The organism is Pseudomonas sp. AC136 (assembly GCF_979258585.1).
In genome coordinates, this window is record NZ_OZ409865.1 from 2,911,410 (window position 1) to 2,927,427 (window position 16,018).

A 16,018-nucleotide genomic window follows, 5' to 3' on the forward strand; every position below is an offset into this window, starting at 1 on the left:
ACATGATGCCGTTCGACTGGCTGCGCCGCCGCCCCGCCGAGCCCATCGCCCAACCGTTATTGGACGCCTGCGCGCAACTGCCCGCGCCGGGCCAATGGCGCGACGTGCCGCTGCGCGAGCAACGCTTTGTGGTGCTCGATCTGGAAACCAGCGGCCTCAGTTTGCAGCGCGATCAGGTGCTGTCCATCGGCGCCGTGGTGATTGAAGACGGCGCGATCAACCTCGGTCAGCAGTTCGAATGCACCCTGCAACGCCATGCGCAGCCGGTGAGTCCCAGCGTGCTCATTCACGGAATCGCGCCCAGCGCCCTGGCCGCTGGCGTGGTGCCCGCCGACGGCTTGCTGGCGTTTATGCAGTTTCTCGGCGACAGCCCGTTGCTGGCGTTCCATGCGCCGTTCGACCAGCACATGCTGAGCAAAGCGTTGAAGCAGGAATTGGGCTACAGCCTGGAACACCGCTTCCTAGACGTGGCCGACCTGGCGCCGATGCTTTGCCCCGACATCACCCTGCGTCAGGCCGGCTTGGATGACTGGACCGGGCACTTTGGCCTCCAAGTGCAGCAACGCCACCACGCCAGTGCCGACGCGCTGGTAACCGCAGAACTGGCGCTGATTCTATTCAGCCGCGCCCGCCAGCAAGGGCTGCACAGCCCGGCCGCGCTGGCCGATGCGCTCAGCCGTTGGCAACGGCGCCAGCAGCGACCCTCTCTGTAACCGCGCTGCAAAGCGACCCACATAAATAACCGATCGCGAACAATTGCGAGGCACCGCCACTCTCTGCAATCATATGCGAATAATTCTCGATTTCGCGTTTGTTCTGCTTTTGGGCGGTGAGTGCTGTGTCGGTTGGGGAATCCACAAACCACGAATTGGCGGGGGTGCTGTATCGCGATCATCGCGATTGGCTGCTCGGCTGGCTGCGTAAAAGCCTGAGCTGCCCACACCGGGCCGAAGACCTCAGCCAGGACACGTTCGTGCGCATTCTCGGAAAACCCGAAGCCCTGCAGATGCGCGAACCTCGTGCCCTGCTGACCACCATCGCCAAAGGCCTGCTGATCGACTATTTCCGCCGCAGCGCCCTGGAACGCACTTACCTCGATGAACTGGCCGCCTTGCCGGAAAGCGTGCATCCCGACATCGAAGAACAAGCCCTGGTGCTCGAATCGCTGCGCGCCATCGACCGCCTGCTCGGCACGCTTTCGAGCAATGCGCGCGCGGCCTTTCTCTACAACCGCATCGACAACCTCGGCCACGCCGAGATCGCCGAGCGCCTCGGGGTGTCGGTACCGCGCGTGCGTCAGTACCTCGCGCAGGGTTTGCGCCAGTGCTACATCGCGCTGTATGGCGAGCCGACATGAACCGCAGCAGCGTATCGGCCAAGGTGCTCGATGAAGCCATCAGCTGGCAGCTGTGCCTCGGCTCCGGCGAAGCCAGCGAGCTTGAACGCGCTGAGTTTCATTTGTGGCAGGCCGCCAGCGCCGAACACGCCCGCGCCTGGGCGCAACTCAGTGGCCTGGATCAACACTTCGCCAACGTCAGCAGCCAGCCGGCTCGCCGCGCCCTGGTGCGCGCCGCCAGTGCGGGCAAAAGTCGCCTGCGCAGCGGCGGCATTCTCGGGGTTCTGCTCGGCGCGGTTCTGGGCCTGAGCCTGGCGCACCATCAGCGCCCGCTGGGTGACTGGCTGGCCGACGAGCGCACCGCGCCGGGCGAGCAGCGCCAAGTGGAATTGCCCGACCACAGCACCGTGCGCCTCAACAGCCGCAGCGCGCTGGACATCGACTTCAACCGGCAACAGCGCCGCCTCTTTCTGCGCAGCGGTGAAATTCTGGTGGAGACCGCCCACGGCGACGCCCGGCCTTTTATCGTCGCCACCCGCAACGGCGAACTGCGCGCCTTGGGCACGCGCTTTCTGGTGCGCCAGGAGCCAACCGGCACGCGCCTGATCGTGTTGCAATCGGCGGTAGCCGCGCGCCCTGCGCAAGCGGCAGCTGAAACAGATGTCATCCAGCAAGGCCAGCAAGTGCTGATGGCCACCGACACGCTGGGCCAGGTGAACGCCGCACCGGCCACCGCCGACGCCTGGACCCACGGCATGTTGGTGGTGGAAAACATGCGCCTGGCCGACTTGCTCGACCAACTGGGCGACTACCGCGAAGGCTTTCTCAGCGCCGACCCGCGCGTGGCCGATTTGCGCATCAGCGGCAGTTTCCCCTTGCGCAATACCGACCTGGCCCTGGCCGCGTTGCCGCCCAGCCTGCCCGTGCAAATCGAGCGGCGCACCGACTGGTGGGTGCGCGTGGTGCCAGCGCCCATCGCGGAAAAACCCTGAAAAACCGGCTGCTGAAAATATTTTCAGGCAGCCCTATCACTTTTTGATTTTGCTTCGGCATAGGGGCATTGAGATTAATTCCTGCTTGGGAGCCGCTCGCAATGTCGAAGTCCGCCGTCACCTTGTTCCGCCCCACGTTACTGGCCGCTGCCCTGGCATTCGCCAGCCTGCCAGCCCTCGCCGCCGACACCGCCGCCGTGCGCAGCTACCAACTGCCGGCCGCGCCATTGGCCAGCACCCTGAACCAGATCGCCAGCCAAGCCGGCGTAGTGCTGAGCATCGACCCCAGCCTGACTGCCGGCAAAACCGCGCAGCCGGTGCAAGGCCAGTACGACGCGCAAACGGCGTTGCGTCAGGCGTTGCGTGGTAGTGGGCTGACGTTGGTGGCCAATAGTGCGGGCACGTTTAGTCTGGCGCCGGCTGCGACCGATGAAATGACCCTGCCTGCCACCGACATCAATGCCTCGGGCATTCTCGATGGCAGCGCCGACTCCGGCTACCGCACCGAATCGATCAAAAACGTCGGCGCGCTCGGCGGCATGAGCCTGCAAGACACGCCGTACTCCATCAGCGTCGTCTCCAAAGAAATGCTGCAAAACACCCAAACCACCTCCACCGACGACGTGTTCAAGCGCAACCCGTTTACTCAGCTGTATTCGCCCAAGAACGCCGGCTACGCGAGCGCGGTGGCCATTCGTGGGTTCAGCAGCGCGGGGAACTTGAGCATTGCCAACGACGGGTTGCGGTTTAGCACCGGCTACGACGCTGGCAACTACGTTGAGGAAATGGAGCAGATCGAGATTCTCACCGGTCTGAGCGGCTTCCTTTACGGCCCCGGCAACCCGGGCGGCCTGGTCAATTACGTGCTCAAACGCCCCACTGCCGAGCGCTACAACAGCGTGACCCTGGGCAATGCCGGCGGCGAAAACTACTACCTGCATGGGGATTTTGGTGGTCCAATCGATGACGCGGGCGTGTTTGGTTATCGCTTGAACGTGCTGACGCAAGACGGCGAGACCGCCATCGACATGCAGAAGCGTCGGCGTGAAATGATCACCCTGGCGCTGGATTGGAACGTGAGCGATGACTTGCTGGTGCAGTTCGATGCTTCGCACAAGAAGAGCGAAACCCGTGGGTTGAATAGCTACTGGTACATCGCCGACGACGCCAACGGCAACAGCCGTCGCCCGGACGCCAGCGACCTCAGCAATGACAAGTTGTACAGCCAACGCTGGGCATTCTCCGACACCGAGCAGGACCGCGTTGGTTCGCGCTTCAACTGGCGTATCAATGACATCTTCACCCTGCGCGGTGCGGTTGCTTATGCCGAATACACCGAAGAGTACGTTTACACCGGCCCGACCATCGACGCATTCAACGCACCCACGCGTGGTACTTACTCGCAGCCGTTGTATGCGTTCGCTCCGGTTGAAAATGAGGAAACCTCTTCCTACCTGTTCCTCGACTCGATGTTCGACACCGGCCCGCTTAACCACAAGGTTACCGTGGGCTATCAAGGCAACAACGTCCGCACTCGCCAATACACCGACCACATCGACTTTGCCTACCAGTGGCAATCAGTGGTCGGCACACCGCCACTGAGTCAAACACCTCAGGTTTCCAAACCGGGCTACAGCATCGGCAATGGCGATCAGCGCCTGGCTTCCACCAGTGAAACCAACAGCGTGCTGATCGGCGACGTAATTACCCTGAACCCGCAATGGTCGACTGTTCTGGGCGTTACTCATTCCAGCATTGAGACCTTTGCCAACGACTTCATTTACGGCGGCGGAATTACCGAATACGACAAGAGCAAGACCTCACCGAACATCTCCCTTATCTACAAACCGGCGCCGTGGTTGACCACGTACGCGACCTACATTGAAGGTCTCGAAGGCGGTGGCATGGCGCCGAACGGTTCCCAAGGTGTTACGCCGGGCACAGCCCTGCCGCCTGAGGTCAGCGAGCAATATGAAATCGGCGCCAAAGCGACGTGGGGCGACGCGCTGTTTACCCTGGCGCTGTTCGATATCGACAAGCCGAACTACATCACCAACTTCGTCTACACGCCAAACGGACGCCAAAAGAATCGCGGTGTCGAGTTTGGTATCACCGGCAAGGTGCTGCCTGAATTGACAGTGGTGGGCGGCGTCACCGTGCTGGACGCTGAGTTAGCCAAGACCAATAACGCCGCCAATGATGGCAACAAACCTACCAACGTCGCTTCCCGCCTTGCGAAGGTGTACGCCGAGTACGATGTCACCGCCACTCCCGGCGTAGCGGTGACGGGCGGTGCTTACTACACCGGCAAGCAATACACCGATGAAGCCAACCGCCACGACATTCCGTCCTTCACCACCTTCGACCTCGGCGCCCGCTACGCCATGCCGGTGGCCGACAACAAGCTGACCTTGCGCGCCAACGTCAGCAACCTGGCCAACAAGGAATACTGGCTGAACAGCTACTACCTGGGCGACCCACGCACCCTGACGTTCTCTGCGCAGTTGGAGTTTTAAGCAGCCTGCTTAGGCACTCGTTATCCGCACCACCGCTATCGAGGCTAAAGCCTCTCCTACAGGTTCCTCATTTCCTGTGGGAGAGGCTTTAGCCTCGATGCGTTTAGGCCTTTTGGGCGCCCGTGACATGCACCACCGCTATCGAGGCTAAAGCCTCTCCTACAGGTTTCTCGTTTCCTGTGGGAGAGGCTTTAGCCTCGATGCGTTTGCGGCCAGAACCGACAACTGTCGTGCCTGCGCTTGGCGCCTGGCGGCGTGGCGCTGTAGGGTTAGCGCCTTGCCTTTAACTTGAGAATCGCGCCATGTCCGCTGCCACCATGAAGCTGTTCCACAACCCCGCCTCGCCGTTCGTGCGCAAGGTGCGGGTGGTTCTCCACGAGACCGGCCAGCAGGAGCGTGTCGAGCTGGAAACCGTGTTGCTCACCCCGACTAACCCCAACGCCGCCGTTATCGCCCATAACCCGGCGGGCAAGATTCCGGCGTTGCGTCTGGATGATGGCTCGCTGCTGCACGACAGCCGCGTGATCGTCGATTACCTCGACCACCAGCACGTCGGCGAACCGCTGATTCCCCGCGACGGTGCCAGCCGTTGGCGGCGGCTGACGTTGGCCTCCCTGGCCGATGCGGTGATGGATGCGGCGGTGCTGATCCGCTACGAACTCGCCACCCGCCCGCAAGACAAACACTGGGCGGAATGGCTCGACGCTCAGCAGGCAAAAATCGTCCGCGCCTTGGCCGAGTTCGAAGAAGCGGCTGGCGCCGAGTTACCGAGTCGCTTCGACGTGGCCGCCATCGGCATCGCCTGCGCCCTCGGTTACCTCGACTTCCGCCAAGCCGAATTCGCCTGGCGCCAGCAATTCCCAACCCTGGCCACCTGGTACGCCGACGTCAGCCAGCGCCCCTCGATGTTGGCGACTCAGCCGCCGGTTTGATCGGCACTATCGCCGTACACAACCACGCGGATCGTTGGGCTTCGCCTGCGGCTCAACCCAACCTACGAAAAGCATCGCGATTCTCCGGGCCAACTGGTGCCCAACCTGCGCATCTTCTCGCAACCCCACATGCCCGCTCATTTGCTCATGCTCATGCGGAACAGCCCGGCGCCGACCAGCAGGGCGACTTGCCCCAGCGCCGCGCACATTTGCAAAAACGAGCGCACCGAGGCGTTTTCAATGGCGTCGGGGGCGCCGGTCAGGCTGACCCAGAAGCCTTCCGGCAACACCGCCAGCGCGAGGTGCGCCAGGGGCTTGCCGGTCAAAACGATGAAGTTGATGAGGTCAAATCGCTGGGCAAACATCAGGCCCACCAGAATCAGCAGGGCGACGAACATACCCAAGGCCAGACACGCGCCGAGTTGCAGGACGATGCGCATGGCGTTATTCCCCCAACAGGCCAGGTTCAAGGGTCAGGGTCGGCTCGGCAGCGGGGGTTTTACCCACGCCATACCAGTCGAGTTTGCGGGTCAGCAGCATCACGCAAGCCAGCAGGCCGAACACCAGCAGTGAGCCCATCAACAGCGCGTAATCCTCGGCACTGAGCAGCACGTACAGCACGCCGTAGAGCACGCCCAACCCCGCCGTAAACCCGGCGCCGCGCACCCAGCTGTGCAGCACATGGCACACGTAGAACCCCACCAGCGCCACACACGCGGCCGCCGATACGGCATACGCCACGGCGAAGTTCAGGTGTTCGGAAAGCGACAGCAGCAGCAGGTAAAACATCGCCAGGGCCAGGCCCACCAAACCGTATTGCACCGGGTGCACGGCCAGCCGCTTGAGCACTTCCATCAGGAAGAAGCCGGCAAACGTCAGGGCGATAAACAGCATGGCGTATTTGATCGCGCGGTCGGTTTTCAGGTACTGGTCGACCGGGTCGACAAAGCTCACGCCAAAGGTGCGCGCATCAAAGCTGCTGCAATTGGTGGTGGACACACAATCGCGCAGCACTTGCTCCATGTTGGTGGCGAAGAAACTGGTCTGCCAGGTGGCGTTGAAACCCTGCGCGGTAATCTCGCGTTCCACCGGTAGAAACTCGCCCATAAAACTTGGGTGCGGCCAGTCCGAATGCAGCTGCACCTGGCTGTCGCGACCGACCGGCACCACGCTGAAACTGGAAGTGCCTTGCAGCTTCAGGTTGAAGCCGAAGCTGAGTTTCATGTCGCGGGTGGTGTCGACTTTGCCCAGCGGCGCGTGCACGCCGTTGGCCAGCATGTCGTCGCCGAAGCCGGGTTCGAAGTCGAGCTTCTGGCCGTTGAGGTCGAGCTTCAATGCGTTGCTGATGCCACGGATGTCGCTGATGCCCACCGCCAGGAACGGCTCGTCGAACTGGTAGTCGGCGAGGTCTTCGGTGATGCCGTAGTTGGCCAGCACTTCGAAATGGCCGCTGATCTGGTTGTCACTTTTGAACAGCCGCGCCTGGTAAATGCCACGGGCACGCAGCTCGGTGCCGACGTCGCCATCGAGGCTGAAGGTTTCCGGCAGCACGTACAGACGGCTCGAAATCGTGCGTTCTTCCTGATAGCGCACGCCGGTTTTTTCAGCGGTTTTCCATTCGCGAATTTTCTGCCGGTAGGGCACTACCAAAATGGGGCCGGTGATTTGCTGGCTGTAGCTGGAGCTGCGGGCGATGTTGTCGAGCACGCCATTGCGCGCCGACTGCCGCTCGCCGATCAGGCCGTCGATCATTAACAGGGGAATTAACAACAACAGAATCAAAAGGCCGATGGCCCCGAGTTTGATGCCCAGGCTGCGGTTCATCGCGGTGCTCTCCATGTGGTTGGGATGGAGAGAGTGTGGGGAGGCGCGGTGGAGGGGTTATGGGGGAAATGTGGAGAGTGTGTGGAGAAGCGAAAAGCGGCCCTCTCCCGCCCTTCGGGCACCCTCTCCCGCGCGCGGGCGAGGGAATTGGGCGACTACCGCGATTAAGCTCCCCTCTCCCGAAAACAAACTCAACTGCTCTGCTCCCCTCTCCCGCCTGCGGAAACAAACTCAGCTGCTCTGCTCCCCTCTCCCGCCTGCGGGAGAGGGGCCGGGGGTGAGGGCCAGCCGCCCCGCTATTCCCCCCCTATTCCCCGCGAATGTACTGCTCCAAATGATTAATCAAACTCTCCTGCTCGGAAATGATGTCTTTCACCAAGTCACCAATGGACAACAAGCCGATCAACTTGCCCTCGTCCATCACCGGCAGGTGGCGCAGGTGGCCGTCGGTCATCAGTTGCATGCAGTGGCGGTTGCCTTCTTTGGGGCTCACGGTAATGACCTTGGAGGTCATGATTTCGCTGACCGTGGCCGGGGAGGCGCGTTCGAGCATGGCGATTTTGCGTACGTAGTCGCGCTCACTGACGATGCCGACCAATTGCTCGCCTTGCATCACCACCAACGCCCCGATGCCTTTCTCGCCCATGAGCTTCACGGCGTCGAGCACCGAGGTGTCAGGCGTGACACTGAAAATGGTGTTCCGCGTTTTTGACTTGAGGATTTCCGCAACCGTTTTCATACCCTGACTCCTGTGGCGTTCTTGTTGTCGCAGTGGCTTTCACATTTAGTGCCACCTGCAAGGCCGCCGGGCCTTGCGCGCTTGTTTGGACACTATTGAACAGGCTTTGCAGAGCGGTTACAGCGCTGAAAACGGCTTCTGCTAGTGCACCAGCGGCAGGCTCAAGCGAACCTCCACGCCTTCGTCGACGTTGCCAATTGTTATAGCACCACCATGCAGGCTGGCCACTTCCTGCACAAAGTTGAGGCCCAGGCCGGTGCTTTTGCGCCCGCTCGTTGGGCGCGGCAAAGAGTAAAAACGCTCGGTCAAACGCGCCAACGCGTACTCGGGAATCGGCGCGCATTGGTTGAAAACGATCAGGGTCAGGGTGTCGTCGTGCGGCTCGGCGGTAAAACGCAACTGGCCGCCGGGCGGGGTGAAGTCCAGGGCGTTGTCGAGCAGATTGGCCAGCGCCTGCTGCAACAGGAAACGCTCGCCGCGCACCTGCACGTCATCTGGCACCTGGTTTTCCACCTGCAATCGAGCGCTGACGATGCGCGCCGCCTGCGCCTGTAATTGCTCCTCCACCAGCGCACGCAGCGGCAGCGGCACGCGCTCGTCCAGGCCCTGACGTTGCTCGACCAGTGCCAGGTTGAGCAGCCGCTCGATCAACTGCTGCAAGCGCGCGCTTTCGGTTTGAATGTTGGTGACGAAACGCTCGCGCTGCTGCGCCGGCATGTCACTTTCCAGCAATTCGGCGGCGCCGCGAATCGCCGCCAGCGGGCTTTTCAATTCGTGGGTCAGGGTGTGCACGTAGCGCTCGACGTAGGCCTTGCCCTCCAGCTCGCTGCGCATGTGTTCCAGCGCCTCGGCAAGCTGCTTCAGCTCGCCGCCTTGCAAGGCCGGCAACGGGCTGCGCTCGCCGGCCGACACCGCTTGGGCGTAGTCGGTAAGCCGACGCAGCGACGCGCTCAGCCACCACGACAGAAGCCCGCCCACCAGCAAGCCCAGCAGAATCAGCCCGGCGCCAAACCACGCCAGGCGCTTCTGCGACCGCTCGATATAGGGCTGCAAGGTGCGGCTCGGCTTGCTCACCGACACCACGCCAATAATCTTGCCGTCGTCTTTGATCGGCGCGGCCACGTACATCACCGAGGTTTCCGGGTCGCCCTCGACCTCGCGCGTAGAGCGTGCGCCGTACTCGCCGCGCAGGGTCAGGAACACGTCGTTCCAGCGCGAATAATCCTGGCCCACGGCCACGCCTGTGGAGTCGACCAGCACCTTGCCGGTGGCGTCGGTGACGTAGATGCGGTGGCTGACTTCGCGTTTGGTCAGGCCCCAGATCTGCGCGTGCGGTTGGCGCTGCCCGTAGGCCTGAAATTGCGCCTGCCAATATTGTTGATCGAGGCGGCCGTTGTGCAGGTCATCGCGCAATAACTCGGCGAGCAGGTTGGCCGTGTCCACCAGGGTTTCTTCGGTGGTCTGGCGCACGCCGGGGCGAATTTCGTCCATCACCGTGCTCAGCACAAACCAGCCAGACAAGCCGACGAACACGAAGTAGACGAGGAATATCCGGATCCCGAGCGGCATCAGTCCACCTTGATGCTGTAGCCCAGGCCGCGATGGGTCTGGATCGGTTCGGCATCTGCCGTTACCTGGCGCAACTTGGCGCGCAGGCTTTTGATGTGGCTGTCGATATTGCGCTCGTAGCCGGCTTCGGCCGGTACGCCAGCGGCGTCCAGCAACTGCTCGCGGCTGAACACCCGCAGCGGCTGGGCAACCAGCGTGTGTAGCAGGCGAAATTCGTGGCGGGTCAGGCCTAGCAGGTGGCCGTGGTAGTGAATCTGAAAGCGCTCGGCATCGACCGAAAACACGCAGGCGCTGACGGGCGCGGCCGGCGCGCGCGGTTGCACGCGCTTGAGAATGGCCTTGACCCGCGCCGCCACTTCACGGGGGCTGAAGGGTTTGGTGACGTAGTCATCGGCACCGATTTCCAGGCCCACCACGCGGTCGATTTCGGCGTTGCGCGCAGTGAGGAAAATCACCGGCACTTCGGAAAAACGGCGCAGCTGTTTGCAGGCTTCGAAGCCGGTCATGTCGGGCAGGCCGACGTCGAGAATTAGCAGGTCGGCGGGGTTAGTTTGCTGATACGCCAACGCTTCGCCGGCCAGGGTCAGCCAGTGGGTGCTGTAGCCCTCACTTTGCAAGGCGTAGATCAGGGTGTCGGCGATCGAGGCTTCGTCTTCGACCAACAGAATGGTGGGCATGTGCGTCCTGCAGCGGGAAGGCAAGGCGCTCAATTTAGCATTGAGGGATAGGCGTAACGACGAAAATTCTGGATTCCGAATCGTCGGACCGCCGCCTGCGCGGGAATGACGAGGTTTCTAAGATCACCGTCATTCCCGCGCAGGCGGGAATCCAGAATCTCGGATAAAGCCCCTTACCTCAGCATTTCGGCTGCCCCGCCGTAAACCGCTTCGCCGGGTTCACGGCGGCGTCGAATTCACGCAGTGCCTTGGCGCCGATCAATAGCGGGTAGTTGAAGCTGCTGCGGTCGGTGAGGTTGACCTCGATGATGCGGCTGGTGCCGTCCAGGCACATGCGCATGGCCACTACCGGGCGCTTCACCACTTCGGCGCTTTCTTCGCCTTCGTCTTCGTCGGCGCGGCTTTTGATTTTGCTGATGCGCGCCAGTTTGTGTTCGTACACCTTGTCGCTGGCGTCTTTGGTGGCCAGGCGGAAACGCACCCAGTCGTCACCGTCTTTTTTGAAGGTTTCGATGTCCTTGGCCGACAGCGAGGCGGTCAGCGCGCCAGTGTCCATTTTGGCTTTGAAGGTCTGGTCGATTTCCGGCAGCTTGATGTATTCGTAGCGGCCATACACGGTTGGCTCGGCGGCCATAACCGGCAGCGCCATCAGCGCTAACAGGGCGAGAACAGGTTTCACAGATCAGGTCACTCCAGGCAGTTAAGGGGGCGCTGCATCAGGGCAGACAACGGCCCTTCATACACCGGTTCAGGTGAAGAAACTGTAGCGGGCGCAGCAAAAAGTACGACGGTCCAAACTTCTAATCGGCGTATTGGACGGCGCGCCAGGCCTGATTATCATGGCCCGCTCGCGCTAAGTTAGGAGCCTTCATGCGCCGTTTGCTCACCGGTATGACCGTCGCCTTGCTGCTTTTGCTCAACACGTTGGTGTTGATCGGCCCGTTAACCGTACTTGCCCTGCTCAAACTCATCCTGCCTGGAAAACTGCGCGCCGCCTGCTCGGCCGGGGTGGTGTGGATTGCCGAAACCTGGTCCGACATCGACAAATTCATCTTCGCCCTGTGCCTGCCCACGGTCTGGGACATTCGCGGCGACACCGAGCTGCGCATGGATCGGTCATATCTGATGATCAGCAACCACCAGTCCTGGGTCGACATTCCTGCACTGATGCAGGCCTTCAACCGCAAGGCGCCGTTCTTCAAGTTTTTCCTGAAAAAGGAACTGGTCTGGGTGCCCTTGCTGGGCCTGGCGTGGTGGGCGTTGGACTACCCGTTTATGAAGCGCTACTCCAAGGCCTACCTGGCCAAACACCCGGAGATGGCCGGCAAGGATTTGCTCATCACCCAGCAAGCCTGCGAGAAATTTCGCGACTTGCCGGTGAGCGTGGTGAATTACCTGGAAGGCACCCGCTGCACCCCGGCCAAGCAGGCCGAGCAGCAATCACCGTATCGGCACCTGCTCAAACCCAAAGCCGGCGGCGTCGCCTTCGTGCTGGCGAGCCTGGGTGAGCAACTGGACGCCATTCTCGACATCACCGTGTTCTACCCCGGCGAGCGCATTCCAGGCTTCTGGGACTTGCTCTGCGGGCGCGTGCCCAAGGTGGTGGTCGACATTCAGACCCTGCCCATGGACCCGGCGCTGTGGCAAGGCGACTACCAGAACGACCCGCACTTTCGCGTGTACATGCAGACCTGGATTTCCGAACGCTGGGCCGAGAAAGACGCCCGGCTCAGCGCCATGAAAAAGGAACAGACCGCCGCGTAATCAGCCGGCTGGCTTCCACAGGCTGCCGAGATTACCCAACAGCGAATTGCCCACGCCCTGCTGGCCGAGGTACTGCAACAGCAGCGGCGCGAATTGGCCGATCATGCCGCTGTCCATGCCCAAGGCACCAAACGCGGCGCTGAGATCTTGCGGGTTATTCACATTCGCCACCGCCGCTGCGGCATCCGGGCTAACCGGCTTGCTGGCCGACTTGCCCAGCAAACTGCTCAACGAACCCAACTGCGCCAGGCCATTTGCCCCCTCGAACTTCTGCAACCCCGGCACGGTTTGCGTCAGCTCGCCGTACTGATTACCCGGCAACTGATTCTTCGCCAAGCCCAACATCGCCCCGGTGCCACCCACCGCCTGCTCCGGCGTGACCTTCAACTGCTTGAGCGCCGCCAGTAACTGCAAATTCTCCGGATTACTCAACAACGACGCCGAGGCATCACCGCCCTTGCCACCCTGACTGGCCGAATACAACGCCGCCGCATCATTCAAATTGAACGCAAACGCCTGGCAACTCAGCACAGACAACGCAGCCAGCAACACCAAACGACGGGGAGCAGACATCGGCAAAACCTCAGCGGGGAATAGAAAGCGGTTGGACTGGAGGGAACCGGTGATGTTCCCGGGGGGCCGGATTATGCCGCAAAAGGGGCGTGGTTAAGGCGAGGGCTGGAGCGGACCGCCAGATCAAAAGATCGAGGCTAAAGCCTCTCCTACAGACCCGCTCACCACCCTGTGGGAGCGGCTTTAGCCGCGAGATGTTGATGTGGCTTTTGATTCACCGCTTTTGATCTGGCTTGTGACCTACCGCTTGTGATCTACCGCTTGTGATCTACCCGCCCCGTTTATCGCAGGCCGAGTGGAGTCGTCGCGTAGGGGGTTGAGCGGCCGGGAGCCGCGAAAGGCGTGTCGGGCCAAGGATGGCCCGTCTCGCCGTGCCCCCGGAGTGGCGACGGAGGGAGGGGACCTGGAGCGCAGCGGAAGGCCAAGGTAGGGGCAGACCTTTTGGTTTCTTTTGTGTCGACTGACAAAAGAAACTCGCGCGTAAGGCGCGAAACAAGACGTTCAGCACCCGCGGTAATGAATGCTGCTGCAAAAATTGAGGCTCGACACAAAATTCTGGATTCCGAATCGTCGGACCGCCGCCTGCGCGGGAATGACGGAGGTTTGCGCCACCACCGCGTTCGACTGGAAATACTGGATCCCCGCGTGCGCGAGGATGACGGAGGTTTGGATTCGGATCGCGGAACGTTGGGCTTCGCCTGCGCGGGAATGACGGAGGTCTGTGCGACCACCTCGTTCGACTTGAAACTCTGGATCCCGAATCGTCGGACCGTCGCCTGCGCGAGGATGACGGAGGTGTGGGCAGATTCACGCGATCTGTAAGCGCCCGAAAACAAAAAAGGCAGCCCTTAGGCTGCCTCATCCTTCACGCCGCACTAAACGTCTTATGCGGATCAATCACAAACTTCTTCGGCACCCCGGCATCGAACTCGCCATACCCACGCGGTGCGTCATCCAGGCTGATTACCTGCACCCCCACCACCTCAGCAATATTGATGCGGTCCCACATAATCGCCTGCATCAACTGTCGGTTGTACTTCATCGTCGGCGTCTGCCCAGTATGGAAACTGTGCGACTTCGCCCAGCCCAAACCAAAACGAATACTCAGGCTGCCCATCTTCGCCGCCTGGTCGATAGCACCCGGGTCTTCAGTAACGTACAAGCCAGGAATACCAATCTTGCCCGCCACTCGCACCACGCCCATCAGCGAGTTGAGCACCGTGGCCGGCGCTTCATGTTGCGCACCGGCGTGACCATGACCGCGCGCTTCAAAGCCCACGGCATCGACGGCGCAGTCCACTTCCGGCTCGCCCAGCAATGCGGCGATCTGTTCGTGCAGCGGTGTGTCGGTCGACAGGTCGGCAATCTCGAAGCCCTGGGCCTTGGCGTGGGCCAGGCGCACCGGGTTGACGTCGCCGATGATCACCACCGCCGCACCCAGCAAGCGCGCCGAGGCAGCCGCCGCCAGGCCGACAGGGCCGGCGCCGGCTACGTACACGGTGCTGCCTGGGCCCACGCCGGCGGTGACGGCGCCGTGGTAACCGGTGGGCAAAATGTCGGAGAGGCAGGTCAGGTCGCGGATTTTCTCCATCGCCTTGTCGCGGTCCGGCAGCTTCAGCAGGTTGAAGTCGGCATACGGCACCAGCACGTATTCGGCTTGACCACCGACCCAGTCGCCCATGTCGACATAACCGTAAGCACCGCCAGGGCGCGCCGGGTTTACGGTCAGGCAAACACCGGTGTGCTGTTCTTTGCACGAGCGGCAACGGCCGCACGCCACGTTGAACGGCACCGACACCAAGTCACCGATTTTCAGGTGCTCGACGTCGCTGCCCTTCTCGATCACTTCGCCGGTAATTTCATGGCCCAGCACCAGGCCGACCTGCGCGGTAGTGCGGCCACGGACCATGTGCTGGTCGGAGCCGCAAATGTTGGTGGACACCACTTTGAGAATGACCCCGTGCTCGATCTTGCGACCACGCGGGTCCTGCATTTTCGGGTAGTCGATTTTCTGCACTTCGACCTTGCCCGCGCCGAGATAAACGACGCCACGATTACCAGACATAGGTGATTCTCCGTTTGTTGTTGTGGTTACAAAGGCGCAGCCAAAACGCACTGCGCGGCCCTGCACTGGAGGTTGTTGGGTGAAGCGAAAGAGGCCGCTATAGGCAGAGCGGAATGCCCTCTTCGGATGGGGTTACAAAACCACCGTCCGGCTGGCGTTCAAAAACACGCGCCGTTCGATGTGAAAACCCACGGCTTTGGCCAGGGTCAGGCATTCGATGTCACGGCCCTTGGCGATCAGGTCTTCGGGGTAGTGGCTGTGGTCTACCGGCTCGACGCCCTGGGCGATGATCGGGCCTTCGTCGAGGTCGTTGTTGATGTAGTGCGCCGTGGCGCCGACCAGCTTCACGCCCTTTTCGTAGGCCTGGTGGTACGGCTTGGCGCCTTTGAAACCGGGCAACAGCGAGTGGTGAATGTTGATGGCCCAGCCGTCCAGCTTGCGGCACAGCTCGGGCGACAGCACTTGCATGTAGCGGGCAAGAATCACCAGCTCGGCGCCGGTGTCGGCGATCACTTGCATCACCTTGCGCTCTTGCGCCGGCTTGTCGGCCGGGTCGAGGGGAAAGTGGTGGTAGGGAATGCCGTGCCAGCGGGCGAGCGGTTCGAGGTCGGGGTGGTTGGACACCACGGCCACCACGTCCATCGGCAGCTGGCCGATGCGTTGGCGGTAGAGCAGGTCGTTCAGGCAGTGGTCGGCTTTGGACACCATGATCACCACCTTGCTGCGGTAGTTCGGTGGCGTCAGCTCGAAGTCCATGCCGAAATTGCCCACGCGTGCTGCCAGGCCGTCGCGAAAGTCCAGCTCGGCGAATACTTCCGGTTGGCGGAATTCAACGCGAATAAAAAACCGCGACGACAAGCGATCATCAAAGCTGTGGTGCTCGGTGACGTAGCAGCCCTGCTCGAACAGATAACGCGTCACCGCATCCACCGTGCCGAGAATGCTCGGGCAGGAAGCGGTGAGAATCCAGGTATCGGGGGTGCGGCTCATGCTGTTCTCCGGGAGATACCGACAATCGCGTAGGAGCGGCT

Annotated in this window: 15 protein-coding genes; 6 read left to right on the top strand and 9 right to left on the bottom strand. The window is 61.7% G+C overall.

Going from position 1 to position 16,018, the window contains the following annotated elements:
* The first annotated feature begins 2 nt into the window (after positions 1-2).
* The 5 genes from ACZZZU_RS13050 (at position 3) to ACZZZU_RS13070 (ending at position 5,776) form a co-directional block, all read left to right on the top strand.
* Positions 3-713 carry a 3'-5' exonuclease gene (locus ACZZZU_RS13050; protein ID WP_463550832.1) on the top strand — a complete coding sequence of 237 codons (711 nt, stop codon included), beginning with the start codon at positions 3-5 and terminating at the stop codon, positions 711-713.
* 125 nt (positions 714-838) lie between these two features.
* A complete protein-coding gene (locus ACZZZU_RS13055; protein WP_463550833.1) occupies positions 839-1,357 on the top strand; it encodes an RNA polymerase sigma factor in 519 nt (172 codons plus the stop codon).
* Positions 1,354-2,328 carry a FecR domain-containing protein gene (locus ACZZZU_RS13060; protein ID WP_463550834.1) on the top strand — a complete coding sequence of 325 codons (975 nt, stop codon included), beginning with the start codon at positions 1,354-1,356 and terminating at the stop codon, positions 2,326-2,328. Before ACZZZU_RS13055 ends, ACZZZU_RS13060 begins: the two co-directional genes overlap by 4 nt.
* A gap of 101 nt (positions 2,329-2,429) precedes the next feature.
* Entirely contained in the window at positions 2,430-4,844 is a 2,415-nt protein-coding gene (locus tag ACZZZU_RS13065) for a TonB-dependent siderophore receptor (RefSeq protein WP_463550835.1), read from the top strand.
* Positions 4,845-5,146: 302 nt separating this feature from the next.
* Complete coding sequence (locus tag ACZZZU_RS13070) at positions 5,147-5,776, top strand: glutathione S-transferase N-terminal domain-containing protein (protein WP_463550836.1); 630 nt, start codon at positions 5,147-5,149, stop codon at positions 5,774-5,776.
* 137 nt (positions 5,777-5,913) lie between these two features.
* Here the strand turns inward: ACZZZU_RS13070 and ACZZZU_RS13075 are convergent, their stop codons facing one another.
* From ACZZZU_RS13075 to rloA2, 6 genes are all read right to left on the bottom strand, one after another.
* Positions 5,914-6,216 (bottom strand): hypothetical protein, encoded by a 303-nt coding sequence (locus tag ACZZZU_RS13075; RefSeq protein WP_463550837.1) that lies wholly within the window; start codon positions 6,214-6,216, stop codon positions 5,914-5,916.
* 4 nt (positions 6,217-6,220) lie between these two features.
* Positions 6,221-7,600 carry a cell envelope integrity protein CreD gene (gene creD, locus ACZZZU_RS13080; RefSeq protein ID WP_463550838.1) on the bottom strand — a complete coding sequence of 460 codons (1,380 nt, stop codon included), beginning with the start codon at positions 7,598-7,600 and terminating at the stop codon, positions 6,221-6,223.
* A gap of 307 nt (positions 7,601-7,907) precedes the next feature.
* On the bottom strand, positions 7,908-8,339 hold the full coding sequence (locus ACZZZU_RS13085) for a CBS domain-containing protein (protein ID WP_463384135.1): 432 nt from the start codon (positions 8,337-8,339) through the stop codon (positions 7,908-7,910).
* A 141-nt stretch (positions 8,340-8,480) separates the two neighbouring features.
* A complete protein-coding gene (gene creC / locus ACZZZU_RS13090; protein WP_463550839.1) occupies positions 8,481-9,908 on the bottom strand; it encodes a two-component system sensor histidine kinase CreC in 1,428 nt (475 codons plus the stop codon).
* Positions 9,908-10,585, bottom strand: a complete 678-nt coding sequence (gene creB / locus ACZZZU_RS13095) for a two-component system response regulator CreB (protein WP_463550840.1) — start codon at positions 10,583-10,585, stop codon at positions 9,908-9,910. Before creB ends, creC begins: the two co-directional genes overlap by 1 nt.
* Before the next feature lie 178 nt (positions 10,586-10,763).
* Entirely contained in the window at positions 10,764-11,264 is a 501-nt protein-coding gene (gene rloA2 / locus ACZZZU_RS13100) for a retropepsin-like aspartic peptidase RloA2 (RefSeq protein ID WP_122492046.1), read from the bottom strand.
* A 191-nt stretch (positions 11,265-11,455) separates the two neighbouring features.
* Here rloA2 and ACZZZU_RS13105 point away from each other — a divergent pair, with 191 nt between their 5' ends.
* Positions 11,456-12,349, top strand: a complete 894-nt coding sequence (locus ACZZZU_RS13105; RefSeq protein WP_463550841.1) for an acyltransferase — start codon at positions 11,456-11,458, stop codon at positions 12,347-12,349.
* On the opposite strand, the gene ACZZZU_RS13110 is transcribed toward ACZZZU_RS13105, so the two are convergent.
* The 3 genes from ACZZZU_RS13110 to purU all read right to left on the bottom strand — a co-directional run bounded on the left by ACZZZU_RS13110 (position 12,350) and on the right by purU (position 15,977).
* On the bottom strand, positions 12,350-12,922 hold the full coding sequence (locus ACZZZU_RS13110; protein ID WP_463550842.1) for a DUF2780 domain-containing protein: 573 nt from the start codon (positions 12,920-12,922) through the stop codon (positions 12,350-12,352).
* Positions 12,923-13,787: 865 nt separating this feature from the next.
* On the bottom strand, positions 13,788-14,987 hold the full coding sequence (gene fdhA / locus ACZZZU_RS13115) for a formaldehyde dehydrogenase, glutathione-independent (RefSeq protein WP_108094902.1): 1,200 nt from the start codon (positions 14,985-14,987) through the stop codon (positions 13,788-13,790).
* Positions 14,988-15,119: 132 nt separating this feature from the next.
* A complete protein-coding gene (gene purU, locus ACZZZU_RS13120; protein WP_463550843.1) occupies positions 15,120-15,977 on the bottom strand; it encodes a formyltetrahydrofolate deformylase in 858 nt (285 codons plus the stop codon).
* Between the last annotated feature and the right edge of the window lie 41 nt (positions 15,978-16,018).